21 protein-coding genes are annotated in these 24,932 nt (G+C 72.2%); 6 read left to right on the top strand and 15 right to left on the bottom strand.

The window, feature by feature from the left end; genetic code table 11:
- Nucleotides 1-132 precede the first annotated feature (132 nt).
- A complete protein-coding gene (gene fabF, locus ACFV6D_RS28675) occupies nucleotides 133-1,398 on the top strand; it encodes a beta-ketoacyl-ACP synthase II (RefSeq protein WP_063347461.1) in 1,266 nt (421 codons plus the stop codon).
- A gap of 115 nt (nucleotides 1,399-1,513) precedes the next feature.
- Here fabF and ACFV6D_RS28670 read toward each other — a convergent pair whose 3' ends face one another.
- Entirely contained in the window at nucleotides 1,514-2,008 is a 495-nt protein-coding gene (locus ACFV6D_RS28670; RefSeq protein WP_063347462.1) for a DUF3145 domain-containing protein, read from the bottom strand.
- Between the two features lie 352 nt (nucleotides 2,009-2,360).
- Nucleotides 2,361-3,386, bottom strand: coding sequence for an NADP-dependent oxidoreductase (locus ACFV6D_RS28665; protein ID WP_380423397.1), 1,026 nt, complete (start codon nucleotides 3,384-3,386; stop codon nucleotides 2,361-2,363).
- Nucleotides 3,387-3,491: 105 nt separating this feature from the next.
- Here ACFV6D_RS28665 and ACFV6D_RS28660 point away from each other — a divergent pair, with 105 nt between their 5' ends.
- Both ACFV6D_RS28660 and ACFV6D_RS28655 read left to right on the top strand, forming a co-directional pair.
- A complete protein-coding gene (locus ACFV6D_RS28660) occupies nucleotides 3,492-3,956 on the top strand; it encodes a MarR family winged helix-turn-helix transcriptional regulator (protein WP_063347464.1) in 465 nt (154 codons plus the stop codon).
- 138 nt (nucleotides 3,957-4,094) lie between these two features.
- Nucleotides 4,095-5,636 carry an LCP family protein gene (locus ACFV6D_RS28655; RefSeq protein WP_380561632.1) on the top strand — a complete coding sequence of 514 codons (1,542 nt, stop codon included), beginning with the start codon at nucleotides 4,095-4,097 and terminating at the stop codon, nucleotides 5,634-5,636.
- A gap of 22 nt (nucleotides 5,637-5,658) precedes the next feature.
- On the opposite strand, the gene ACFV6D_RS28650 is transcribed toward ACFV6D_RS28655, so the two are convergent.
- The 8 genes from ACFV6D_RS28650 to ACFV6D_RS28615 form a co-directional block, all read right to left on the bottom strand.
- Entirely contained in the window at nucleotides 5,659-6,567 is a 909-nt protein-coding gene (locus ACFV6D_RS28650) for a 1-aminocyclopropane-1-carboxylate deaminase/D-cysteine desulfhydrase (protein ID WP_380374969.1), read from the bottom strand.
- Between the two features lie 24 nt (nucleotides 6,568-6,591).
- The gene (locus tag ACFV6D_RS28645) at nucleotides 6,592-7,242 is read right to left on the bottom strand and encodes a response regulator transcription factor (RefSeq protein ID WP_208869068.1); all 651 of its coding nucleotides are present in this window, start codon (nucleotides 7,240-7,242) and stop codon (nucleotides 6,592-6,594) included.
- Nucleotides 7,243-7,246: 4 nt separating this feature from the next.
- Nucleotides 7,247-8,530, bottom strand: a complete 1,284-nt coding sequence (locus tag ACFV6D_RS28640; RefSeq protein ID WP_380561634.1) for a sensor histidine kinase — start codon at nucleotides 8,528-8,530, stop codon at nucleotides 7,247-7,249.
- Entirely contained in the window at nucleotides 8,527-9,276 is a 750-nt protein-coding gene (locus ACFV6D_RS28635) for an ABC transporter permease (RefSeq protein WP_063347468.1), read from the bottom strand. Before ACFV6D_RS28635 ends, ACFV6D_RS28640 begins: the two co-directional genes overlap by 4 nt.
- 45 nt (nucleotides 9,277-9,321) lie before the next feature.
- Nucleotides 9,322-10,224 (bottom strand): ABC transporter ATP-binding protein, encoded by a 903-nt coding sequence (locus tag ACFV6D_RS28630; protein WP_380374971.1) that lies wholly within the window; start codon nucleotides 10,222-10,224, stop codon nucleotides 9,322-9,324.
- A 227-nt stretch (nucleotides 10,225-10,451) separates the two neighbouring features.
- Nucleotides 10,452-11,096, bottom strand: coding sequence for a GPP34 family phosphoprotein (locus tag ACFV6D_RS28625; RefSeq protein ID WP_159398418.1), 645 nt, complete (start codon nucleotides 11,094-11,096; stop codon nucleotides 10,452-10,454).
- Nucleotides 11,097-11,133: 37 nt separating this feature from the next.
- Nucleotides 11,134-11,361: a hypothetical protein gene (locus ACFV6D_RS28620; RefSeq protein ID WP_063347470.1), complete on the bottom strand. Its 228-nt coding sequence runs from the start codon at nucleotides 11,359-11,361 to the stop codon at nucleotides 11,134-11,136.
- Nucleotides 11,362-11,370: 9 nt separating this feature from the next.
- Nucleotides 11,371-12,324 (bottom strand): SPFH domain-containing protein, encoded by a 954-nt coding sequence (locus ACFV6D_RS28615; protein WP_063347471.1) that lies wholly within the window; start codon nucleotides 12,322-12,324, stop codon nucleotides 11,371-11,373.
- A gap of 189 nt (nucleotides 12,325-12,513) precedes the next feature.
- On the opposite strand from ACFV6D_RS28615, the gene ACFV6D_RS28610 reads away from it, so the two are divergent.
- Nucleotides 12,514-13,140 carry a TetR/AcrR family transcriptional regulator gene (locus ACFV6D_RS28610; RefSeq protein ID WP_159398419.1) on the top strand — a complete coding sequence of 209 codons (627 nt, stop codon included), beginning with the start codon at nucleotides 12,514-12,516 and terminating at the stop codon, nucleotides 13,138-13,140.
- Between the two features lie 43 nt (nucleotides 13,141-13,183).
- The gene (locus tag ACFV6D_RS28605) at nucleotides 13,184-14,689 is read left to right on the top strand and encodes an MFS transporter (protein WP_380561629.1); all 1,506 of its coding nucleotides are present in this window, start codon (nucleotides 13,184-13,186) and stop codon (nucleotides 14,687-14,689) included.
- An 80-nt stretch (nucleotides 14,690-14,769) separates the two neighbouring features.
- Here ACFV6D_RS28605 and ACFV6D_RS28600 read toward each other — a convergent pair whose 3' ends face one another.
- The 4 genes from ACFV6D_RS28600 to ACFV6D_RS28585 all read right to left on the bottom strand — a co-directional run bounded on the left by ACFV6D_RS28600 (nucleotide 14,770) and on the right by ACFV6D_RS28585 (nucleotide 21,677).
- Entirely contained in the window at nucleotides 14,770-15,873 is a 1,104-nt protein-coding gene (locus ACFV6D_RS28600) for a zinc-binding dehydrogenase (protein ID WP_380561628.1), read from the bottom strand.
- Nucleotides 15,873-16,685 (bottom strand): phytanoyl-CoA dioxygenase family protein, encoded by an 813-nt coding sequence (locus tag ACFV6D_RS28595; RefSeq protein WP_380340989.1) that lies wholly within the window; start codon nucleotides 16,683-16,685, stop codon nucleotides 15,873-15,875. The genes ACFV6D_RS28600 and ACFV6D_RS28595 overlap by 1 nt, the downstream gene beginning before the upstream one ends.
- Nucleotides 16,686-16,745: 60 nt before the next feature.
- Nucleotides 16,746-17,723: a TauD/TfdA dioxygenase family protein gene (locus tag ACFV6D_RS28590; protein WP_380423389.1), complete on the bottom strand. Its 978-nt coding sequence runs from the start codon at nucleotides 17,721-17,723 to the stop codon at nucleotides 16,746-16,748.
- Between the two features lie 72 nt (nucleotides 17,724-17,795).
- A complete protein-coding gene (locus ACFV6D_RS28585; RefSeq protein WP_380561626.1) occupies nucleotides 17,796-21,677 on the bottom strand; it encodes an amino acid adenylation domain-containing protein in 3,882 nt (1,293 codons plus the stop codon).
- Between the two features lie 334 nt (nucleotides 21,678-22,011).
- On the opposite strand from ACFV6D_RS28585, the gene ACFV6D_RS28580 reads away from it, so the two are divergent.
- Nucleotides 22,012-23,898, top strand: a complete 1,887-nt coding sequence (locus ACFV6D_RS28580; RefSeq protein ID WP_079135571.1) for a phosphatidylglycerol lysyltransferase domain-containing protein — start codon at nucleotides 22,012-22,014, stop codon at nucleotides 23,896-23,898.
- 17 nt (nucleotides 23,899-23,915) lie between these two features.
- On the opposite strand, the gene ACFV6D_RS28575 is transcribed toward ACFV6D_RS28580, so the two are convergent.
- Nucleotides 23,916-24,617, bottom strand: a complete 702-nt coding sequence (locus tag ACFV6D_RS28575) for a BTAD domain-containing putative transcriptional regulator (RefSeq protein WP_380340980.1) — start codon at nucleotides 24,615-24,617, stop codon at nucleotides 23,916-23,918.
- Nucleotides 24,618-24,932: the final 315 nt, after the last annotated feature.

The raw sequence follows: 24,932 nt of genomic DNA, 5'->3' as shown, positions 1-24,932 counted from the left end.
GGGATGGTTTTTTTTTATACGACCCCCCCCCGGCGCGGGGCCGCCCCGCGGGCGGGGACGCCCCCCGGGGCGCCGGGCCGGGCCCTTCCTCGGCTCGCCGCCGACCCCACGATCGTGAGAGAAGAAGAACCAGTGACCGCTGAAAACCGTACCGTGGTCGTCACGGGTATCGGCGCCTTCACGCCGCTGGGCGGCGACGCCGCCACCACCTGGGAGAACCTGGTCGCAGGACGCTCCGGAGTGGCGGCCCTGACCGAGGAGTGGGCCGCCGAGCTGCCCGTCAAGATCGCCGCCCGCACGGCCGTCGAGCCGGGCGAGATCCTCCCCCGGCCGCTGGCCCGCAAGCTGGACCGCTCGGCCCAGTTCGCGCTGATCGCCGCCCGTGAGGCCTGGGCCGACGCCGGCTACGAGACGCCGGCCACCGACGACTCCTCCAAGCTCGCCCCCGAGCGCCTCGGCACCGTCATCGCCTCCGGCATCGGCGGCGTGACCACCCTGCTCGACCAGTACGACGTGCTGAAGGAGAAGGGCGCCCGCAAGGTCTCCCCGCACACCGTCCCGATGCTGATGCCCAACTCCCCGGCGGCCAACGTCGGGCTGGAGGTCGGCGCCCGCGCGGGTGTGCACACCCCCGTCTCCGCCTGCGCCTCCGGCGCCGAGGCGATCGGCTACGCGATCGAGATGATCCGCACCGGCCGCGCCGACGTCGTGGTGGCCGGCGGCACCGAGGCGGCGATCCACCCGCTGCCGATCGCCGCGTTCGCCAACATGATGGCGATGTCCAAGAACAACGACGACCCCGAGGGCGCCTCCCGCCCGTACGACAAGGGCCGGGACGGCTTCGTGCTGGGCGAGGGCGCCGGCGTGGTCGTGCTGGAGTCGGTCGAGCACGCCGAGGCGCGCGGCGCCCGGATCTACTGCGAGGCCGTGGGCCAGGGCCTGTCCTCGGACGCCCACCACATCGCCCAGCCCGAGCCGACCGGCGCCGGCGTGGCCCGCGCGCTGGCCGACCTGTTCGACCGCAACACCCTGGACAAGGCCGAGATCGTGCACGTCAACGCGCACGCCACCTCGACCCCGCAGGGTGACACCGCCGAGCTGAAGGCGCTGCGCAAGGAGCTCGGCGACGACCTCGACCACATCGCCATCTCGGCCACCAAGTCGATGACCGGCCACCTGCTGGGCGGCGCCGGCGGCATCGAGACCGTCGCCACCGTGCTGGCCCTGTACCACCGGATCGCCCCGCCGACCATCAACGTCGACGAGCTGGACGACGACGTGGACGCGGACATCGTGCGCGGCGAGGCCCGCCCGCTGCCCGAGGGCCGGATCGCGGCGCTGAACAACTCGTTCGGCTTCGGCGGCCACAACGTGGTGCTGGCCTTCCGCTCCCGCTAGTCCGCACACCGACCCGGTACGCACCGACTCGGTACGCACCTGGTCCGAACGCACAGAGAGGGGCGGGCGCTCGCCGTGAGCGCCGGCCCCTCTCGTGCGTGGTGCGCCCGCCGGCTCAGACCACCTGGTGCAGCCAGCGCACCGGTGCCCCCTCGCCCGCGTAGCGGAACGGCTCCAGCTCGTCGTCCCAGGGCTTGCCCAGCAGCCGGGAGATCTCGGCCTCCAGGTCGGCCCCCTCGCTGCGGGCCCGCAGCAGGACGGCGCGCAGCCGGTCCTCGGGGATCAGGATGTCGCCGTGGATGCCCGTGACGGCGTGGAAGATGCCGAGCGAGGGCGTGCTGCTGTACCGCTCCCCCTCCGCCGTGGCGCAGGGCTCACTGGTGACCTCGTACCGCATCAGCTGCCAACCGCGCAGCGCGGAGGCGACCTTCGAGGCCGTACCGGGCTCCCCTTGCCAGGAAAGCTCGGCACGCCAGTGTCCGGGCGAGGCCGGCTGGCGGATCCAGTCCAGGCTCACCCGTACACCCAGCACCCCCGCGACGGCCCACTCGACGTGCGGGCACAGCGCGCGGGGCGCGGAGTGGATGTAGAGAACTCCACGTGTCGTCACCGGGACCTCCAGGCTGTGGACGAGGGTCGCCTTCCCCAGCTGCCTCGTGCCTGCAGTTGATCCACAGTTACCCACGTTAGCCGACATTAAGCTACTAAATTGAGCAAAACGGACAGGCTTTCGCTCAATGCTAGTCGAATCCTCAACGAGGTCTACCCCTCGGCCGGATCTCTCCCCCGAACGGCCCCATCTCCAGGCGGGACCCACCGTACCGCGCCGCCCCGCACCGTGGATGACGCACTTTCGGATCCGGCCGGAATGCGGTAGTGCGACCGATTCCCCTGCGCCCGTACGCAAACCGCCCCGCACGCCCGGTGGGGGGCGGCGGGGCGGTCAGCGAGCTGACGGAGGGTCAGCCGTCCAGGCGGACCACCATCTTGCCGGTGTTGACGCCGCGCAGCAGGTCGAGGAAGGCGTCCGCGGTGCGCTCGAAGCCGTCCACCACGGTCTCCTCGTGGCGCAGTTCACCGGACGTCAGCCAGCCGGCCACGTCGGCGACGAACTGCGACTGCAGCGCCGCGTGGTCGCTGACCAGCATGCCCTCCAGGCGCAGCCGCTTGCCGATCGCGAGCGCCAGGTTGCGCGGGGCGGCGGGGGCGGTGGTGTCGTTGTACTGGGCGATCGCGCCGCAGAGCACGGCACGGCCGTGCACGGTGAGCGCGCCGATCGCGGCCTCCAGGTGCTCCCCGCCGACGTTGTCGAAGTAGAGGTCGATGCCGTCGGGGGCAGCCTGGGCCAGCTGCTCGTGGACCGGGGCGTCCTTGTAGTTGAAGGCGGCGTCGTAGCCGTAGACGTCCACCAGCTTGGCGACCTTCTCCGCCGAGCCGGCCGAACCGACCACCAGCGAGGCGCCCTTGAGCTTGGCGATCTGGCCGACCATGCTGCCGACCGCGCCGGCCGCGCCGGAGACGAAGACCTTGTCGCCCTTCTTGAGGCCGCCGACGGCGAGCAGCCCGGCGTAGGCGGTCAGGCCGGGCATGCCGAGCACGCCGAGGTAGGCGGAGAGCGGGGCGGCGGCCGGGTCGACCTTGACCGCGTGGCGGGCGTCCAGGGTGGCGTACTCGCGCCAGCCGAGGCCGTGCAGCACGGCGTCGCCCGGGGCGAAGCCCTCGGCCCCGGAGGCGACCACGTAGCCGACCGCGCCGCCCTCCATGGCCTCGCCGAGCCGGAACGGCGGGGCGTAGGACTTCACGTCGTTCATCCGGCCCCGCATGTACGGGTCCACCGAGAGGAAGGCGTTGCGGACCAGGATCTCGCCCGGGCCCGGGGTCCGGACCGGGGCCTCGACCAGGGCGAAGTCGGTCGGCACCGGCCAGCCCTGGGGTCGGGCGGCGAGGTGCCATTCACGGGCGGTCGCGGGTGCGGCCTGCTCTGCCATGGGAGGCGCTCCTTAGGTGGTTCCGATGCATGAAAGGTTGAGCTACTGAAGTAACGATGGGCATGAAAGGTTCATGTTGTCAACTTTTCAGGTAGACTCTCGGACATGGACACCCAGTCGACCCGGACCGCCACGCCGCAGTCCGACGAGATCACCCGCGAGGTCGTCGATCTGATGGCCAACCTGGTCGCGCTGTTCCATCGCGAGTACGAGGAGGCGGCCGCCGCCCGCTCGCTCACCGGCGCCCAGGCCAAGGTGCTCGCCCTGCTGCGCCGCGGCCCCATGCCGATGCGCCAGATCGCCCAGACGCTCAGCTGCGAGCCGTCCAACATCACCGGCATCGTCGACCGGCTCGAAGCCCGCGGCTTCGTCACCCGGGAGGCCGACCGGCAGGACCGCCGGGTCAAGCTGGTCGCCGCCACCGGCACCGGCGCCACCGCCTCCGAGGAACTGCGCGAATCGCTGAACTTCGCCCGCGAGCCGCTGGCCGCCCTCGGCCACGACGAGCGGGCCGTCCTGCGCGACCTGCTCCGCCGGATGCTCACCGGCGCCGCCGGCCCCGGAGCGTGACCAGCATTCGGGGCGTGATCAGCATCACAGCCCCGGAGCGAAATCCGGGCCGCCGGCAGAGGTAACCGAACAGCCCGTCGAAACGTCTAATGTTCGAACATCGAACACGAGAGACGGAAAGACGGGGGGACACGGAGGATGGGCAGCAGCACGCGCAGGCGCCGCTACCTGCGGACAGCCATCGGCCTGGCCGCCGTCCTGGTGCTGTCCGTCGTGGGCGCCGGGGCCTGGTTCTACCACCGGCTGGACAACAACATCACCACCTTCGACCCGGGCGGCGTCGCCACCGAGCGCCCGCCCGCGCCCGCCCCGGTCACCCCCGGCGCCCAACTGCCGGTGAACATCCTGGTGCTCGGCTCGGACACCCGCGACGACGGCAACAGCGCGATCGGCGGCGGCGACGAGGGCGTCGGCCACTCCGACACCGCGATGCTGGTGCACGTCTACGCCGACCACAAGCACGCCGTCGGCGTCTCCATACCCCGGGACACCCTGGTCACCATCCCGTCCTGCAAGCTGCCGAGCGGCACCTGGACCACGCCCCGGAACAACCAGATGTTCAACTCGGCCTTCACCATCGGCGAGTTCCCCAAGGGCAACCCGGCCTGCACGCAGAACACCGTCGAGACGCTCACCGGCCTGCGGATCGACCACACCATCGTGGTCGACTTCAAGGGCGCCGCCGCGATGGCCGACGCCATCAACGGCGTGGACGTCTGCGTCCCCAACAACGTCGACTCGCACGGCATACACCTCCGCAAGGGCATGCAGAAGCTCTCCGGCCAGCCCGCCGTGGACTACCTGCGGGCCCGCTACGGCTTCGGCGACAACTCCGACATCGGGCGGATGAAGCGCCAGCAGGCCTTCGTCTCCTCGATGATCAAGAAGGTGCAGGGCCAGGGCTTCTCCCTGCCCACGCTGCTCCCGCTCGCCGACGCGGCCACCCGCTCGCTCACCGTGGACGAGGGGCTGGGCACCGCGATGAAGCTGGTGGACTTCGCCCGCTCGCTCCAAGACATCAAGCTGTCCGACATCACCTTCGTGACCGCGCCCTGGCGCTTCGCCGGCGAGCGCGTCCAGCTCGTCCAGCCGGACGCCAACACGCTGTGGCGGCTGCTGCGCGAGGACCGCACCCTGGACGGCCAGAGCACCTCCGGCACCGACACCCCGGCGCCCTCCCCCACCGCCCCCGGCCCCGACGGCGCGACCCCGGGAGCCTCGGCCGGCCCGTCCGCACCGCTCACGCCCGAACAGGCCGCGGCCCCCGTGCTGGTGGTCAACGGCGTCGGCACCCCCGGCCTGTCCACCTCCGGCGGGGAGACGCTGCGGGCCCGGGGCTTCCAGAACGTCACGCTCGGCAAGCCCGCCGGCGGACGGATGCAGACCGAGATCAGCTACGACCCGGCCCTGAAGGCCGCCGCCGACCAGGTGGCCGCGCTCTTCCCGGGGGCGCGCGCGGTCGAGGAGCCGGGCTCCGAGGGCATCACCGTCACCCTGGGCCGCGACTACCGGCCCAGCCCCGCCACCAAGCTGGACGCGGTCGGCAGCGGCCCCGGCGCCAAGTCCTCCGCCCCCGCCACCGCCGACCCGAGCGGCGTGCCCAGCGGGGTGCCCACCGGCATAGCGGAGAACACCCGCGGCGCCGACACCGACCCGTGCGCCGACCTGACCTTCGGATGAGCCGTTCCGGCCCGATCCGGGTCTACTCCGGGTCGGGCAGGCCGGTGACGACGGCGGTGAGCCGGGTGCCGCGGGGGAAGGCTCCGGCGGCGGCCAGGCCGGTCAGCGCGGCCAGCAGCTTGGCCACGTAACGGCGTTCCAGCGGGATGCCGTGGCGGGCTTCGAACCGCTCGGCGAAGGCGGCCAGTTCGGCCGGGACCTTGCCGTAGCCGCCGCCGTGGTGCGCGTGGTCGATCCGCCAGTTGTCGAACTCCCGGCCGTAGGCGGCCCGGTGGAGCCGGGTGACCTCGCCCTCCAGGTAGCCCTCGCCGCCGCGCAGCACGGCCACGCCGAGCGCCCGCGCGCCCGGCGGCAGGCCGGCCGCGATGCCCGCCAGGGTGCCGCCGGTACCGACCGGGCAGCAGACCACGTCGTGCCCGCCCAGGTCGGGCAGTTCGGCCGGGATCGCCGCCGCGCCGGTCACGGCCAGCGCGTTGGAGCCGCCCTCCGGGAGCACCAGGCAGGGGCCCCAGCGCCCCTGCGGACCGGCCGTGGTGCCGGCGGCGGCGCGGCCGGTGGCCTCCCGGTACTCGGCGCGGGTCAGGAACTCCAGCCGCATCCCGGCCCGTTCGGCCGCCCGCAGCGACCAGTTGCGCGGCCGGTCGGCCAGCTCCTCGCCGCGGACCAGCCCGACGCTCTCCAGGCCGAGCGCCGCGGCGGCCGCCGCGACCGCCCGCAGATGGGTGGAGTACGCCCCGCCGAAGGTCAGCAGCCGGGTATGGCCCTGGGCGACGGCGGCCGCCAGGTTGGGCGCGAGCTTGCGCCACTTGTTGCCCGGGACGCTCGGGTGCAGCAGGTCGTCCCGTTTGAGCCGCAGTTCCACTCCGGCCCGCGCGAACACCTCGTCGGTGCAGTCCACCAGCGGGGTCGGCAGCAGGGCGGGTTCGAGCATCCGGCCAGCTTAGACCGGTCGGTCTTATGGCCGGCCGGTCGGGGTGAGCAGCCCCAGGTTGTAGGCGGCGGCGACGGCGGAGGCGCGGTCCTTGACGTCGAGCTTGGCGTAGACGTGGATCAGATGGGTCTTCACGGTGGCCTCGCTGATGAACAGCCGGGCGGCGGCCTCCCGGTTGGTGGCGCCGGACGCGACCAGTTCCAGCACCTCCAGCTCGCGCGGGCTGAGCGGCTCCCGGACGGGCGCGCGGACCTGGCCGAGCAGCTTGGCGGCGACGGTCGGCGCGATCACCGAGGCGCCGCGGGCGGCCTCCCGGACGGCGTGGAACAGCTCCTCCCGGGCGGCGTCCTTGAGCAGGTAGCCGGTGGCGCCGGCCCGGACGGCGGGCAGCACGTCGGCGTCGGTGTCGTAGGTGGTGAGCACCAGGACCCGCCCGGGCAGGCCGCGTTCGGCCATCTCGCGGATCGCGGTGACACCGTCCATCCGCGGCATCCGCAGGTCCATCAGCACCACGTCCGGGCGCAGCGCGGCGACCAGGACCAGCGCCTCGGCGCCGTCCCCGGCCTCGCCGACCACCTCGAAGCCGGGGGCGGCGGTGAACATCCCGCGCAGCCCGTCCCGCACCACCGGGTGGTCGTCCACCAACAGCAGTCTGATCGTCGTCGCGTCGCTCACGGTGCTACTCCTCCATGCTGATCGCCGGCAGGGTCGCGGACACGGTCGTGCCGGCGCCCGGTTCGGTCTCCAGGTCGAGCCGCCCGGCCAGGCGCTGCACGCGGCGGCGCATCACGTCCAGACCGTAGCCGCCGCCGGCGGCCCGGGAGGCGGGCTCGGCGGCCGGGTCGAAGCCGACGCCGTCGTCCCGGACGTCCAGGGTGACCAGGCCGGGCATGTACGAGAGGGTGACCCCGACCCGGGAGGCCCGCGCGTACTTGGCGGCGTTGGCCAGCGACTCCTGGGCGATCCGCAGCAGGGTCACCTCGACCTCGGGGTGCAGCGGGCGGGCCTCGCCGGTGACGGTCAGCCCGGCGGCGGCGTCGTTGCGCTCCCGCCACTGCTCGACCAGCTCCGCCAGCGCCTCCGGCAGCGCGGCGCGCTCCAGTTCGATCGGGCGCAGCGCGTGGACGGCCCGGCGGGCCTGGGTCAGGCTCTCCCGGGCGAGGGCCGCCGCGTTCGCCTGGTGCCGCTCGGCGGCCGCGGCGTCCTGGGCGCGGGTCTGGTCGGCGGCCTGGAGCTGGGTGACGATCCCGGCCAGGCCCTGGGCGACGGTGTCGTGGATCTCCCGGGCGAGCCGGCGGCGTTCGTCCGCGGCCCCGGCCTCCCGGGCCTGGACGAGGAGTTGGGCGTGCAGTCCGGCGTTCTCGGCGAGCGTCTCGGTGAGCAGCCGGTTGGCCTCGGCGAGTTCGGCGTTGGCGGCCTTGCGGCGGGCGCTCAGCCGGTCGGCCGCCTCGCTGAGCGCGAACATCAGCCCGACCACCATCAGGTTGAAGGCGACGACGGCCAGCAGTCCACCGACCTTCGCCGGGCTGTCGGGCAGGACCCCGCCGACCTGGGAGAGCGAGGTGGGGACGGTGGCCACGGCCGCGCCCGCCATCCGGGCCCGGCCCCGCAGGTACTGGGCGGCGTGCAGGTAGCCGGTGAAGGCGAAGAAGCCGAAGATCGGGTTGTCCAGCACCAGGACGGTGATCAGCGCCAGCAGGACGGCGAAGTGGGCACCGGCGTACCGGGCGCGGCCGTCCGGGCCCGGCCTGCGGTCGAGCACCGAGCGCAGGACCAGCCACAGGAACGCGGCGGCCGCCGCCGGGAGGACGACGGCGGCGGGACGCGCGTTCGGGACGGGGATCAGCAGGGCCAGGGCGGTGGCGATCAGCAGGGCGACGTAGCAGAGCGGGCCGATCAACCGGTCCAGCCGGTCCTGCCAGTCGCCGAGCGCGTTCTCGTCGGCCGACGGCCGCATGATCATTCCCACCGGAACAGCCTGGCAGCCGCGGCCCCAGCGAGCACCGCGTACGCCGCGAGTGTGAGCAGGCCCACGGCGTGCGGGAAGTGCCCGGACCAGGCGTCCTGCAAGGTCTGGACGGCGGCGCCGCTGGGGGTGAAGTCCCCGATCCGGTTGAGCAGGGCCGGCGAGAACTCGCGCGGCAGCCAGATCCCGGAGAAGAACATCATCGGGAAGAAGGCCAGCGCGCCGACCGCGTTGCCGGCCTTGGCGGACGGGACGACCGCGGCGAGCAGCAGGCCGATCGACAGCAGCGCGGCGGCAGCCAGCAGGAAGGCCAGCAGGAACCCCAGCGGCCGGCGCGGCAGCGACACCCCGAGCAGGGGCCCGGCCGCCACCACCAGCAGCACCGAGACGACGGCGACGCCCAGGTACAGCGGCAGCAGCGCGCCGAACAGCAGCGCCGGGCGGACGGGGCTGGCGGACATCCGGCGCAGCACGCCGCGTTCGCGGTAGGCGGCGAGCAGCGAGGGCAGGCCGTTGAGGCCGAGCAGCAGCAGGGTGAAGACGGCCAGGATCGGCGCGTACAGCTGGATGGTGCTCATGCCGTGCATGTCGGGCGAGGTCTTGCGCAGGGCCGGGACGGAGCCGAGGACGAGGAACAGCACGACGGGGAAGGCGAGGCCGAAGAAGGCGGTCAGCGGGTCGCGGAGGAACAGGCGGGCCTCGGCGACGGCCAGGCGGCGGACGGCGTGGGCGGTGTGGTTCACGGTGGTGGTCCCCTCGGGCGTGGTGATGGGCGCGGTGATGGCGGATCAGGCGTCGTGGCGGGTCAGGGCGAGGTAGGCGTCGTCCAGGCTGTGCTCGCGGATCCGCAGCCCGGTGACGACGATCCCCTCGCGGGCGAGCAGGCCGGTGACCTCGTCGGCGAAGTCCCCGACACCGGAGACCTCGACCCGGCCCTCCCGCTCCTCGACCCCGGTGACCCCCGGCAGGGCCGCCAGCCGGGCGGTGTCCAGCGGCCCGGTGGGGCGGAAGCCGAGCGTGCCGCCGGTGCCGGAGCGGGCGATCAGCTCCGCGGGGGTGCCGGTGGCGACGATCCGTCCGCCGTCGAGGACGGCGGCCCGGTCGCAGAGCGCCTCGACCTCGTCCATGAAGTGCGAGACCAGGACCACCGTCACGCCCTCGTCGCGGATCCGCCGGATCAGCTCCCAGGTGTCGCGGCGGCCCTGCGGGTCGAGCGCGGTGGTCAGCTCGTCCAGGAAGGCCACCTCGGGGTTGCCGATCAGGGCGAGGGCGATGAACAGCCGCTGGCGCTGGCCGCCGGAGAGCTTGTCGAACGGGGTCCGGCGCTGGTCGGCGAGCCCCCACTCGTCCAGCAGCTCGCGCCAGTCCCGGGGGTTCGGGTAGAGCGCGGCGTACAGTTCCAGCGCCTCGCCGACCCGCAGCGCGCCCTGCAACTGGGCCTGCTGGAGCTGGATGCCGATCCTCGGCCGCAGCCGGTGGGCGTCCTTCACCGGGTCCAGGCCGAGGACCCGGACCGTCCCCGCGTCGGCCCGGCGCAGGCCCTCGCAGCACTCCACGGCGGTCGTCTTGCCTGCGCCGTTCGGCCCCAGCAGGCCGAACACCTCGCCGCGCTCCACGCCGAAGGAGACCTCCTCCAGCACCTGGCGCCGCCCGTAGGCCTTGCGCAGCCCCGCCACCTCGATCACGGCCATCGCGCCGCTCCCTCCCGCTCGTCCCCGCTGGTCCGGCCGGTTCCTCCGGCCTGCAACGAGCTTCCCGCGCGGGGCCCCGGCCGCGGATCGACCGGACGGTCAGAGCTGCGGGCGGGCGCGGTGGACGGTGGATCAACCGATCGGTGGATGGGGCGCGGGCCCGGAACGCGGGAGGCCCGGCCGCCGTGTCGGCGACCGGGCCTGTCTTGCGGATCACACCGGGTGGGTCAGACCAATGCGACGTCGGAGTTGCGGGTGCTGATGGCCCGGCGCAGGGCGCGCGGGACGGGGCCCGCGGCGGGGGCCAGCTTGTCGATCCGGGTGCGGAACTCGCGGCTCTGGCGCCACGTCAGGACGGCTCCGAGCCGGGCGGCGTCGACCAGCGCGACCAGCGCGGCGTCCGCCGGGTCGACCCGGCTGAGCGGCGCCTTCAGCGCCGAACCCACCGATGCCACGAGCGACTTGCGCAGCCGCTGCTCCGGCAGGACGACCCGGGTGGACGGGAACAGTCCGAGCGTGCGGCGCTGTTCGAGCCGGATCCGCCCGGACGCCGCCAGCCCGTCCCGGACCACCCGCGCGGCGCGGGCCGCCGGGCCCTGGCGGCGGCCGACCCAGCTCTGCCAGCTGCGCCGCCGGCCCTGCCGGATCTGCTCCAGCATCGCGGCGGAGAGCGGGTCGAGGCCGTCGGCCGACGCGCCGTCGACGGCGGCCGGGTGCCGGCCGTCGTCGCGGATCAGCGCGCGCCGTAGGAGTTCGGCGAGCGCGGCGGCCCGCAGCACCAGGTCGAGCCTGGCGGTGGCGGTGAGCCGCTCGCGCTCGGGGTGGTAGGCGAGCAGGTAGAGCTTCTCCGGCAGGGTGATGGGCAGGTCCACGATGGACTCCAAGCAGATGGACGGTGGATGGGCCCGTTCATCCGGCGTCGGAACCGCCGGTCTCCGGGTTCTCCTTGGGCGGTCGGCCGCGCCGGGGAAGACGGGCCGCGTCGCCGGGCATCCGGCCCGCGTCGCTGAGGGCACGGCGAAGGAGGAACTCGATCTGCGCGTTGGCACTGCGCAGCTCGTCCGCGGCCCACCGGGCCAGTGCGTCGTGGACCGCCGGGTCCAGTCGCAGCAGGATCTTCTTCCGCTCCGTCGCCAACGCCGCGCCTTACTGGTAGAGGGAGCCCGTGTTCACGACGGGCTGGGCGCCCCGGTCGCCGCAGAGCACCACCAGGAGGTTGCTCACCATGGCGGCCTTGCGCTCCTCGTCCAGTTCGACGACGTCACGCTCGGCGAGCCGGTCCAGCGCCTCCTCGACCATACCGACGGCGCCCTCGACGATCAGCCGCCGTGCCGCGACCACGGCCCCGGCCTGCTGACGCTGGAGCATCACCTGGGCGACCTCGGGCGCGTAGGCGAGCCGGGTGATCCGGGACTCGACGACCCGCACCCCGGCCGAGACGACCCGGGCCGCGATCTCGGCGGAGAGCATCCGGCTGATCTCCTCCGCGCCGTCGCGCAGCGACAACTGGCCCTCGCGGTGGGCGTCGTACGGGTAGCTGCTGGCGATGTGCCGGACGGCGGTCTCGGTCTGGATGGCGACGAAGTCGCTGTAGTCGTCCACCTCGAACACGGCCTTGGCGGTGTCCTCGACCTGCCAGACCACCACGGCGGCCATCTCGATCGGGTTGCCGTCCGCATCGTTGACCTTGTTGGTCTCGGTCTCGTGGTTGCGGATCCGGGTGGATATCCGGCGGCGGCTGGTGAACGGGTTCAGCCAGGTCAGGCCCTCGGCACGGATGGTGCCGCGGTAGCGGCCGAGCAGCTGGACCACCCGCGCCTGGCCGGGCGAGACCACGGTCAGCCCGCACAGCAGCAGCAGTGCGCCCAGGACGGCCAGCGGCCCGGCGGTCAGCAGGGTGATCCCCAACGCCTTGGACCCGCCGGCCAGTTGGATGCCGCCGACGATGGTCGCCCCGATCCCCGCGAGCAGGCCGAGCAGCGTCCCTCCGAGCACCGGCAGCCCCGCGGCACCGGTGATGACCCGCTCGGTGATCTTGGGTGCCGGAAGGTCGAGGACGGGGCCGTCTTCGACGTCGACGGCAGAACGCGGTGTGGCCATGAGACCAGCTCCTCCAGCGAGTTTTTCCGATCCAGCTGTCAAAGTGATATCACTTTTTCCATGCACCACGCCAGGGGCTTGGCCGCATCCGCCAGGGAGACGACCCGGAGACGACCCCACCGCCAACTCCGGCCGACGATATGGCAGTTCGATACACGGCGTATTAAATACATGATGTATCGTTCCCGCGTGGCTCCATCGAAGACTGCTTCCACCGATTCCGGCCGGCCGCCTCGCCGACGTGCTCACACCCGCGCCCGGCTGCTCGACGCCGCCGGGCAGGTGCTGGTCGCGCGGGGGTACGCGAAGACCACCATCGAGGACGTGTGCGCGGCGGCCGGGTACACCCGGGGGGCCTTCTACTCCAATTTCGAGAGCAAGCAGGGCCTCGTCCTCGCGCTGTTCGACCGCCACTCCGCGCACCGGCTCGACCAGTTGGAGGGCCTGCTGAACCAACCGGCTCCGGGGGCGGCCCGACGGATCGGGGAACTGCTCCTGGCGGTCGACCCCGACGAACGGGGCTGGATCCTGCTCTTCCTGGAGTTCCGGCTCGACGCGGCCCGCAGCCCGGAGCTCAGCGCACAGCTCCACGAACACGACAAGGCCGTCACCGGGGCCCTCGCCCGCCTACTGGAGCGCAACGGCACGAGCGTCGACGCGCAGAACCTCGCCATGTTCCTGCTCGCCTCCCGCGAGGGCATCCTCGCCCGGACCGCCGCGGGCGGACCCGGCAGCGATGAAGCGTGGCGCGCCGCAGTCGACGTAGTCGCCGAACTGCTACCCACCCTGCTGCCCTCGCTGGAACAGGCACCCTGAGCAGCTCCGCCCACCCCTGCCGCCCGGTCAACTGAGAGGCGTCATGCCCGCAACCGCCCAGCCGGACCCACAGCGCTGGAAAGCGCTGTTATTCATCGGCATCGCCCAGTTGATGGTCGTGCTCGACACGACCATCGTGAACATCGCCCTGCCCTCGGCCCAGCACGACCTCGGCATCTCCGACGGCAACCGGCAATGGGTGATCACCGCCTACTCGCTGGCGTTCGGCAGCCTGCTGCTCTTCGGCGGCCGCATCGCCGACCTCACCGGCCGCAGACGCGCGTTCATCGTCGGCCTGCTCGGCTTCGCGGGCGCATCCGCGTTGGGCGGCCTCGCGGTCAACCCCGGGATGCTGCTCGCCTCCCGCGCCCTGCAGGGCGTGTTCGGCGCACTGCTCGCCCCGGCCGCGCTCTCGCTGCTCGCGGTCACCTTCACCGAACCCAAGGAGCGGGCAAAGGCATTCGGGATCTACGGCGCGATCTCCGGTGCCGGCGGGGCCGTCGGCCTGATCATGGGCGGTGCGCTGACCGAGTACCTGAACTGGCGCTGGGCGCTGTTCGTCAACATCCCGTTCGCCATCGTGGCCGTGTTCGGCGCCATCACCGTGGTACGCGAGCCGGCGGGCGCCCGCAACGGCGCCCGGCTGGACCTCCCCGGTGTCGTTCTCGCCACCACCGGCCTGCTGTCGCTGGTGTACGGGTTCACCCGCGCCGAATCCGACGGCTGGACCGCCCCCGTCACCGTCGCGCTCTTCATCACCTCGGTGGTCCTGCTCGGCGCGTTCGTCCTGGTCGAGAGCAAGGCCCCGGCCCCCCTGCTGCCGCTGCGGGTGGTGACCGAACGCAACCGGGGCGGCATCTACCTCTCCCTGGGGCTGGCCGTCATCGGCATGTTCGGGCTCTTCCTGTTCCTGACCTACTACCTGCAGGTCGTGAAGGGCTACACGCCGGTCCGCACCGGATTCGCCTTCCTGCCCATGATCGTCGGCATGGTGACCGGGTCGACGCAGATCGGCACCCGGCTGATGACCCGTCTGCCGCCTCGGCTCCTGATGGGTCCGGGCTTCCTGACCTCGGCCCTCGGCATCGCGCTGCTCACCCAGATCAAGGTCGACAGTTCGTACGTCGGTCTGATTCTGCCCGCGCAGGTGCTCCTCGGCCTCGGAATGGGCACGGCGTTCATGCCCGCCATGAGCCTGGCCACCCGCAGCGTGCAGCCGCAGGACGCCGGCGTGGCCTCCGCCATGGTCAGCACCTCCCAGCAGGTCGGCGGCTCCATCGGTACCGCCCTGCTGAACACCATCGCGGCCGGTGCCACCACCAACTGGCTCGCCGAGAAGGCCCGTTCCGGCGCCGACCCGGCCAAGCTGGCCAACGCGGCGGCCGTACACGGCTACGCCACCGCGATCTGGTGGGCTGTCGGCATCCTCGCCGTGGCCGCGACCGTCGCCTTCCTCCTCATCAACGCCAGGCAGCAGAACGGCGGTGCGGGATCCGGCGGCACCGGGGCCGGGAAGGCCGACGCCGTCCCGGCGGCGACCCCCCACTAGGACGTGTCCGGTCGCCGGAATGCGTGCGGAGCCGCCGGACCCCGTCCGGCGGCTCCGCACGCGTACCACCTCGCACACGCCTACCGGTTCGTGAGGACCGCCTTCATCACCGAACCGTCCGCCACGGCCGCGAGCGCGGCCCCGTGGTCGTACAGCGGGTAGGACGACACCAGGCTGCCCAGGTCGAAGCGGGCCGTGAGGGCGGGCAGCAGGCGTACGTACTCGACGAGGTGCGCGCCGGTGAACGCCCAGGATCCGACGACATCGAGCTGCCGGTACACGATCTGGTGCGGGTTGAGCAGGGTGTCACCTGCGTCCGTGTACTGGCCGATGACCAGGTAGGAGCCGCCCCGGCGGGCGAGGGTGAGGCCCTGCGCGACCGCCGCGGGCACGCCCGCACACTCGATCACGAGGTCGGCCCCGGTTCCTCCGGTTTCCGCGCGGACCCGGTCCAGGACTGCCTCGGCGTCGCCGGGCGCGGTGATGTCGAGGTGCACGTCGCCGATGCCTGCGGCGGCCGCGAGGGCCAGTCGGCTGTCCGGACCGCCCACCAGAATGACCTTGGCAGCCCCGGCAAGCCGGGCGAACGCGGCGGCCGCGAGGCCCACCGGGCCGCTGCCCTGGACCACGACCGTCTCGCCGAGGCGCACCGGCCTGCGCTCGTGGAGGGCGTGCACGACGGTCGGCCCCGCGCAGGCCAGGGACATGGCGGCGAGCGGGTCGATGCCGTCGTCCAGCTTCACGACGGTGGTGCCGGCCTGCAGCACGATGAACTCGGCCCAGGCGCCCGAGAGCTCGGGGCCGTCGGTGGTGGAGCGGTTGACCCCGTAGGTGCGGCGGTTCTCGCACAGGGTCGGCTCACGGTGCAGCCGACACGGGACGCAGGAGCCGCAGGCGATCGAGGAGGCCCACATCACGGTGTCGCCGGTTTGCAGTGCGGTTCCCGTGGCATCGTGTTCGGGGGCGCCTGGACCGAGCTCGTGGACGGTGCCGAGGCCTTCGTGGCCGAGGACCAACGGGGTGGGGATCGGCAGATGGCCCTGCTGGAGGTGGAGGTCGGTGCCGCAGATGCCGCCGTGGCGGCAGGCCACGAGCATCCCCCCGGCCGGGGCCGACGGGACCTCGTACTCCCGCAGCGCGAGCGGCCGGCCGAACTCCTCCAGGACGACGGCTTTCCCGCGCATCACGCCGACACCCCTTCGAGGACGTCGAGGAAAGGTGCGTCGAGGATGCGCAGGGGCCCGGTGTCCCGGCACACGACGTAGTCGGGGCGCGGCTCACCGGTCCAGCTCGGCAGGTTGGCGGTGTCGTTGTAGGTGGCGATGAGCAGTCGGCGTGGGAAGGGCGACATGTTGGGTGCGGAGCCGTGCACGATCTCGGGCGAGAAGAAGACGATGGAACCGGCCGGGCCCTTGGGGCTGACCATGCCACGCTCGGCGACCAGGGTGGAGAGCTGGTCAGGAGTCAGCGCGATGTCCTCCGGGTCCAGGTGCTGGGCGGACTTGGCCTCGGCCGTACGGCTGCCGCGCATCGGGCCGTGGCGGTGCGACCCGGACACGAAGATCATGGGGCCGTTGAACTCGTCGACGGCGTCGAGGAAGACACCGACGTTGACCTGAAGCGGGGCGGGCAACCGGTCGGCGAGGCGCCAGGCGACGTAGTCCTGGTGCCAGGACCACTTCTCGCCGCCGAACGCCGGCTTGGCGTTGATCTTGAGCTGGTACACGTACACGTCGTCCGTGAGCAGTTGCCGCACCGGCGCGAGCATCCGGGGGTCCCGGATCAGCCCGGCGTACTCGGGCTGCCGGTGGTGCGACGCGTACACCGCGCGCACCTCGTCCCGGGACTCCTCCCTGATCACCTGCGGACCGTGGACACGGCAGTCGCGCTGGAACGCGGCCCGAAGCCGTTCCACCTCCCGGTCGTCCAGCACGGACTCGACGAGGAGGAATCCGTCCTCGTGGTACCGGGTGATCTGTTCTTCGCTGAGATGCATGGATGTTCCTCCGTATGACGTGAGTGGCGGGTGCGGGGCGTGCCAGGCCGAGTGCTCAGGTCAGAACGGCCGGTCGCCGGCGATCGCGGTCCGGTCCACAACCCGGCGGTTCGGGTGGTAGTCCGAGGTGGCGTAGTGCTGCACGGCCCGGTTGTCCCAGAAGGCGATGGACTTCGCCTCCCAGCGGAAGCGCACCTGGTATTCGGGGTACTCCAGCTGGCGGAAGAGATAGGCCAGCAGCTCCTCGCTCTCGTCGGCCGGCAGGCCCGCGATGTGGGTGGTGAAGATCGACGTCAGGAACAGTGTCTTGCGCCCGGTCTTCGGGTGGGTGCGCACCAGCGGGTGTTCCACCGGCGGGTAGACCCCCTGGAAGTGCGCCCGCTGCTCGTCGGTCATCAACTCGCGGTAGTTGGCCGACGGGGTGAAGTCGTTGACCGTCTTCAGCCCGTCGATGCGCGCCTTCACCTCGTCCGGGAGGTTGTCGTACGCGGCGGCCGCATCCGTGAACAGGGTGTCGCCGCCGCCCCCTTCGGGCAGTTCCACCATGCGCAGGACGGCGCCGAGCGGGGGGCGCTCGATCCAGGGGAAGTCGTAGTGCCAGACGTTCTCGAAGCCGGGGTTCTGCTTGCCCTTCTCCAGTCGCACGACGTCCTCGCCGGTACCCGCCGGCAGGAACGGGTGCCCCTCGATCGCGCCCCATCGGGACGCGAAGGCTCGCTGCTGCTCAGCGGTGAGGTCCTGATCGCGGAAGAACAGCACCTTCCATTCGAGCAGGGCCCGGTCCAGCTCGCCGAACACCTCGTCGCTCACCGGGGTGCGCAGGTCGATGCCGTGGATCTCGGCGCCGATCAGCGGTCCCGACGGGCGTACCTCGAAGTGCTCGTACGGGCCGCCCTGCCTGCCCTCCACGAGCCTGCGCAGGAGCCGGGGGCCGTGATAGTCCGTCCGGCCCTCGATGCCGCGGCGGGCCAGCGACCGTACGTCTGCCAGCGCAGCGTCGACGCCCGGGTGCTCGGGGTGGGTCGGGGTGGTTGTCATGCGGTGGACCTCCTGGTCCTCGGGGCGCGGGTGCGCCGGGGTTGGTGGGGCCGTCGCCTCGGGGCGGGGCCGTTACGCGTCCGCGGGCCGCAGCCGCGCGGCGAGGACCGGCCCGATCTCCGCCAGGGCCGACGGCCTCATCATGCGGTGGTGGGTGGCCGGCACGTCGTGGGATTCGACCGAGCCGCCGATGTGGCCCGCCCAGGCCGCCGCGGTGCTGCGGCCCGGTTCGTACGGGTCGCCGGGGTCGGACTCCGCGGCTCGGAAGAACAGCAATCCGCCGTCGAATCTGCCGGGCCTGAACCCGGCCATCAGGTCGAGGTCGTTGCGGTAGACGTCGCGGAGCGCGGCCCGGGCCCGGTCGTCCCCGAGGAGGGAATCGTCGTCGCCGACCGACTGGAGCAGGGTGCGGTCGAACTCGTCCTCGCTGAAACTGGGCATGTCGGCCCGGAGCCGGTCGTCCACGGGATAGGAGTCCACCATCACGAGCAGGTCGACCACCTCGCCCTCGCGCTCCAGGAGGGTGGCCATGGCGTGGGCCACCAGCCCGCCGAAGGACCAGCCGAGTATCCGGTAGGGGCCCTCGGGGCGCACCGCACGGATCTGTGCCACGTAGTCGGCGGCCATGTCCTCGACGGTGGCCGGGAAGCCCGGCGTCTCACCGGGGCCGCGCCGCGCCTGGAGCGCGTACACGGGCTGGTCGGGGCCGAGGTGCGGCAGGAGCCCCGCGTACGGCCAGCCCATTCCGGCAGCCGGGTGGACGCAGAACAGCGGAGGCCGGGAGCCCTCCGCGCGCAACGGCAACAAGGACTGCGGCGCGGCGCCGGACGACGGGTCCGCGATCCGCCGTGCGAGCCCGGCCGGGCTCGGGGACTCGAACAGGGCGTGCACTTCCAGCGGCGTGCCGAGCGCGGCCCTGATCCGCGCGACGAGGCGGGCGGCGAGGAGGGAGTGCCCGCCGAGGTCGAAGAAGTTCTCGTCGACACCGACCGCGGGCACCTCCAGTACCTGGGCGAAGAGGCCGCACAGGACCCGCTCCTGCTCGGTGGCCGGTTCGCGGGCCGGTGCGCCGCCGGTGAGCCGGGGCTCGGGCAGCGCCCGGCGGTCCAGCTTTCCGTTCGGCGTGAGCGGAAGCTCCGCCAGCTCGACGACGGCCGAGGGCACCAGGTGGGCCGGCAACCTCGCCCGGACGAACTCGCGCACCGCGGCCGTGTCGCACCCCTGCGTCTGCGGTACGACGTATCCGACGAGCCGCCGGTCCCCGGGCCTGACCTCGTGGGCCACCACCTCGGCGTGGACGATACCGGGGCAGGCGGCGAGGGCCGACCTGATCTCTCCGGGCTCGATCCGGAATCCACGGATCTTGATCTGGTCGTCGGACCGACCGTGGTACTCCAGCTGCCCGTCGGGCAGCCAGCGGGCCACGTCCCCGGTCCGGTACATCCGGCTTCCCGGCGGCCCGTACGGGTCGGCGACGAACCGTACGGCGGTGAGTCCGGGGCGGTTCAGGTAGCCCCGGGCCACCCCGGCCCCGGCGAGGTACAGCTCTCCGCGCACCCCCTCCGGAGTCAGGCCCAGGCCGGCGTCCAGGACGTACGCCCTGATGTTGGGGATCGGCCGACCGATCGGGGCGGCGGGCGGCCACGCGTCGACGTCCGCCGCCAGGGTGTGGGCCGTCACCAGATGGGTCTCGCTCGGGCCGTAGTGATTGTGCAGCCGACGCCCGGCGCGGCTCCGCACGAACTCGCGTACCTGGCGGCTCGGGGTGAGCGCCTCACCGCCCTGCGCCAGGACCCGCAGCGACGGGATGCTCCACCCCTGGTCGAGGGCCGCCTCGCACAGCGCCTCCAAGACGAGGTTGGGGGCGAAGAGCTCGTTCACGCGCTCCGCGTCAAGCCAGGCGGCGAGCAGCTTGGGGTCGCGCCGGACCTCGTCGGCCGGCACCACCAGGGTCTTGCCGAACAGCACCGCGGACAGGATCTCCTGCACGGACACGTCGAAACTGAGCGCGGTGAACTGGGCGACCCTGGCCCCGGCGGCCGAGGGGAAGGCCTCGTCGTGCCACGACAGGAGGTTGACCATCGCCCGCCCGGGCATCACCACGCCCTTGGGCCGGCCGGTGGTGCCAGAGGTGTAGATGACGTACACGGGATGCGCCGGGTCGAGCCGGCCCAGCCGCTGCTCGTCGTCGATCTCCGTGCCGGCCAACTGATCCAGCTCGCCCAGGGTGCCGGAGTCGTCGAGGATCAGCCGGGGGGCGTCCGTGTGCGGCAGCCGCCGGGCCGTGTCCACAGTGGTCAGCACGACGGCGGGCACGGTGTCGCTCAGCATGAACGACAGCCTCTCGGCAGGATATTCGGGATCAACGGGGAGATAGCAGCCGCCCGCTTTGAGGACGGCGAGGACGGCAACGGCGAGAAGGGCCGAACGGGGCAACGCGACGGCGACGATCCGCTCGGGCCCGACACCCCGCGAGATGAGGAGCCGGGCGAGCCGGTTCGAGGCGGTATCCAGCTCCCGATAGGTCAGCGTGGTCTCCGCCGAGACCACGGCCGGCAGGTACGGGGTGTCCTCGGCCTGCCGGGCGAACAGCTCCGTGAGGCCGGCTTCCGGGTACTTGTGCTCGGGGCCGCCGAGCTCGGTGAGCAACCGGATCCGCTCACCCTCGGTGAGCAGATCGACGGAGCCGACCCGCATGTCCCGGTCCGTGCTGAAGGCACGCAGGAAGCGCAGGAAGCGCGCGTGGTGTGCGGCCAGCTCGTCGGCTTCGTAGCGGGCCGAGTTGGCGACCAGATCGATGCGCAACCCCAGGCCGTCCGAGCGGTCGAAGGCCGTGAACGACAGGTCCTCGACGATCCCCTGGGTCAGGTGGTGGGCAATGGCGGGCCGACCGGCGAAGTGCAGGTCGTAGTCGAAGGCCATGATGTTGACCATGGGACCGGTCCGGTAGCGCCCCGTGTCCGGCAGGCCGAGGTCGCGCCCCAGGCGCTCACCCCGGTGACGCTGATGTCGGATCATCTCCCGGAATCCACCGGCGACTTCACGGATGAGCTCGTGCAGCGTGAGGTCCGGGCGGACCGTGACGCGCAGGGGCAGGGCGTTGGAGTACATCCCCGGAGTGGTGCGCGCCGCGGCATCGGTGCGGGCGGCCATCGGCAGGCTCAGGATGACGTCCTGTGCGCCGGCGAGCCGGTGGACCTGGGCGGCCGCGGCGGCGATCACCAGCACGGACCAGTGGGTGCGGGCCGAGCGGGCGGCGGCCTTGAGCTGCTCGGTCTCGGCTACGGAGAGGCTGCCGGTGTGACTGGTCTGCCCCTGCGCGGCGGGCCCGCCTGGCGGTTGGGAGGCGAGGGTGGCGACTTCCGGTCCGTCCGCGAACCGGGTCGTCCAGTACGCCCGGTCCACCGCGCCCCGGTCGGAGGCCTGGTAGTCCGCGTCGTCCGCCAGCATCTCCCGGATGGCCCCGAACCGGCTGGCCGGCAGGGGGAGTCCCGCGGTCATGGCGGCGTAGAGCTCGGACACCCGTTGGGCGATCAGGGCTCCCGTGTGCCCGTCCGCGACCGCGTGGTGGGCGCTGAGGTACCAGAAGCTGCGATCCGGCCCCAGGCTGAGCAGCGCGTAGGAGAAGAGCGGCCCTCGGGAAAGGTCCATCCGGCGGGACAGGTCGGCCCGCATCCAGGCCAGCGCGGCGGCCTCGGGGTCCGGTTCGCCACAGACGTCGAGGACCGGAAACTCCCAGTCGGAGAAGGGGGTCACGCACTGCCGGGGCTCACCGTCCTCCTCGACGAACAGGGCGTGCATCGGGACGGCCTCCGCGACGGCCTGCCGCATCGCCGTTTCGAAGACCCGCCGGTCGATGGCCCCGTGGAGTTCCAGGTACTCACCGACGCGTTGTTGTGGAGCGGTCGGATCGACCTGTTCGGCCAGCCACATCTCACGCTGGGCCGTTGACACGGGAAGGCGCATATCGCCGGATCCGGACCCTGACACTTCTCTCACACTCCTCATGGTGCGCACCGGCCGGCGGATTCCCGCCGAACACAAGGACGGAATGTGGAGGACACACGGAAAATCCGGGAAGCAACGGGAAGCAAATCGCATCATCGCGATCCCGACCGGACAAACCGGCTCCGCCTGACTCCACTGCGAGAAGAATGCTAGACGCGGGCGCTAAACCTCCACATGCACGCCACTTGCATTTCACTCCACTAAAGCGCCCCTTAATCCCGCCGGATCTCATTCTTCAGGATGACTGAAATCCTCTGATCCGGCTTTAGATTCGCGCTCTATGAACAATCCAGCGCCTCCCCGCCCGGGTCCGGCCACGAGTCGTCGCCCGGCAGCGCACACCCTTCGCAACCTGGCCACCCCAGCGTCCCGGCCGCGCGTCCCCGCCCTCGCCGCGTACGCCTGCCTGTTGATCGGGCTGATCGACCTCGCGGCCGCCGTCTTCCCCGGCTTCCGCCACAGTCGGGTGCGCCTGCTGGCCGGTCAACTGCCCGGTGGCACCACCACGGTGACCGCGGTCGGCTCGCTGATGGTCGGCGTGCTGCTCGTACTGCTGGCGCACGCGCTGCGCCGCCGCAAGCGGCGGGCCTGGCGGGCGGTGGTCGTGCTGCTCCCGGTGGGTGGGCTGCTGCACCTCCTGCGGTGGCACACCACCGCCACCGGTGTGGTGTCGTTCGCGCTGCTCCTGGTGATGCTGCTGTACCGGCGGGAGTTCTACGCGCTGTCCGACCCGCGCACCCGTTGGCGAGCGCTGCTGAGCTTCATCACGGTGGGCGGCGTCTCCCTCGCACTGGGGCTGCTGATCACCAATGTGCACCCGGATTACGAGGCCGGCTCGCCCTCACTGGAGGAGCGGCTGCAGCACACCGCGTACGGGCTCGTCGGAGTCGAGGGGCCGGTGCGTTACACCTCGGACCGGGTCGCGGACCTGGTCGGCTACTCACTCGGCGCGCTCGGTCTGATCACCCTGCTGACCACTTCCTACCTGTTCCTGCGGCCCGAGAAACCGCTGGCGGAGCTCTCCGCGGACGACGAGGCCCGGGTACGTGAGCTGCTCGAACGGCACGGGGCGCGCGACTCGCTGGGGTACTTCGCGCTGCGGCGTGACAAGAGCGTCCTGCTCTCGCCGACCGGCAAGGCCGCCATCGCCTACCGCGTCGAGTCCGGTGTGATGCTCGCCTCCGGCGACCCCATCGGCGACGTCGAGGCCTGGCCCGGAGCGATCAAAGCGTTCATGGACGAGGCCAGGCGGCACGCCTGGGTGCCCGCCGTGATCGGGTGCGGCGAAACCGGCGGCGAGGTGTGGACGCGCGAAGCGGGACTGGACGCTCTGGAGTTGGGTGATGAAGCGGTTGTGCACACGGCCGACTTCTCACTGAGCGGTCGGGTCATGCGCAATGTGCGCCAGATGGTCAAACGCGTCGAGCGCAACGGCTACTCCTGCAAGGTCCGCCGGGTCTGCGATCTCGACGACGCGGAGCGGGCGCGGATCGCGGCCGCAGCGGCCCGCTGGCGCGGCACCGACATCGAGCGAGGTTTCTCCACCGCCCTCGGCCGCTTCGGCGACGCGGAGGACACCGGCTGCGTGGTGGTCACCGCACACCAGTCCCCGGACGCCGAATCGGGCGAGGCGGGCGGGAAGCCGGATGCCGACGACCTCGCAGCCGTACTGCACTTCGTGCCCTGGGGCCCCGACGGAATCTCGCTGGAATTGATGCGCCGGGACCGCGCCGCCGACCCCGGCCTCAACGAGCTGCTGATCGTCGCCGTTCTGCAGGCGGCGCCTGCACTCGGGATACGCCGGGTCTCGCTCAACTTCGCGATGTTCCGCTCAGCCCTGGCCCGGGGAGAACGGCTCGGCGCGGGACCGGTGTTGCGGGCCTGGCGAGGGCTGCTCGTACTGCTCTCGCGCTGGTTCCAGATCGAGTCGCTGTACAAGTTCAACGCGAAGTTCCAGCCGGAGTGGGTGCCGCGCTTCCTGGTCTTCCCGCACACCCGCGATCTGCCGCGGATCGGTCTCGCGGCGATGCAGGCGGAGGCCTTCATCACCCTCGGCCGGCCCCGGTGGGGCCGCAAGCCGCTGCGGCAGGGGATCGCGGGGGCGGAAGCCGGCACGACTCGCCCGGCCCCCCGAGCGGAGCGCGTCGCGGGACCGGACGAGTCATAGGGATGCGGCTAGCCCGTTCAGCAGGCGAGATGGGCGAGTGTGTGCTCTTCGAGGCCGGCGTCCCGCGCCAAGACCGACTGCTGCAACTGCCTCAGCCTGGGCCCCGGTTCGATGCCGATCTCGTCGATGAGGACGCGCCGGATGCGGTTGTAGATCATGAGGGCTTCGGCCGGTCGGCCACTGCGGTACAGCGCAAGCATGAGAAGACCGTGGAAGGTCTCCCGCATCGGCTGTTCGTCGATCAACCCGTAGAGCTCGCCGACCAGCGGCTTGTGCCGTCCCAGGAGCAGTTCCGTCTCGGCCCGCTCCTCCAGCGCGGCCGACCGCTTCTCGTCCAGCTGGTGACCCAGGCTCTGCAATGCCGGAACCGTGGACAGGTCCGCCAGTGCCGGGCCGGTCCACAGCCCGAGCGCCTGGGAGAGCAGCAGCGAGGCCTCCTCCAGCCGGCCCGCCGCCCGCAGCTCCCCGGCACGCAGGCACAGCGATTCGAAGCTGTGCAGGTCCAGGGTGAGCGGGGCGAGTTCCATCATGTAGCCGGGCGGCCTGGTCAGCAGCCCGGACACGTCGAAGCCCGCACCCACCAGATGCTTGCGGAGCCGGGAGACGTACACCTGCAGGGCGGTGGACGCGGTGCGCGGCGGCGTCCCCGACCATAGGGCGTCGATGAGCTGCGGCGCGGACAGTGGGCGGCCGTCGTTCAGGCACAACAGCGCCAGCAAGGCCCGGAGCTTCAACGCCCGCGGAGTGCGCGGCGTCCCACCGTCCGTCTCCACTGCAAGTGCTCCGAGAACGCGAAAGTACACGGTTCTTCTCATCCCCCCGGTCAGAAGACCCGGAATCCTCAGAACCGATGGTCCGGTGAGTCCGGGCATGGTGTGTGAAGAAAGCACAAGTCGCGCCGACAGCCCCTGGCACGGGTTGGCGACTGCACACCTTCACGCATGCGTCCCTCGCCGGCGCGCCCGAATTGCGATGGCGACCCGACGACACCGGGCCACCTGGATTCCCCCCAAGCCGGCCCGGCCTGGTATGCG

This window comes from Kitasatospora sp. NPDC059812 (genome assembly GCF_042732075.1).
In the GTDB taxonomy this organism is placed as follows: Bacteria; Actinomycetota; Actinomycetes; order Streptomycetales; family Streptomycetaceae; genus Kitasatospora.
Note: the sequence above shows the minus strand (reverse complement) of the source record. Positions and strands in the feature narration are given on the sequence as shown.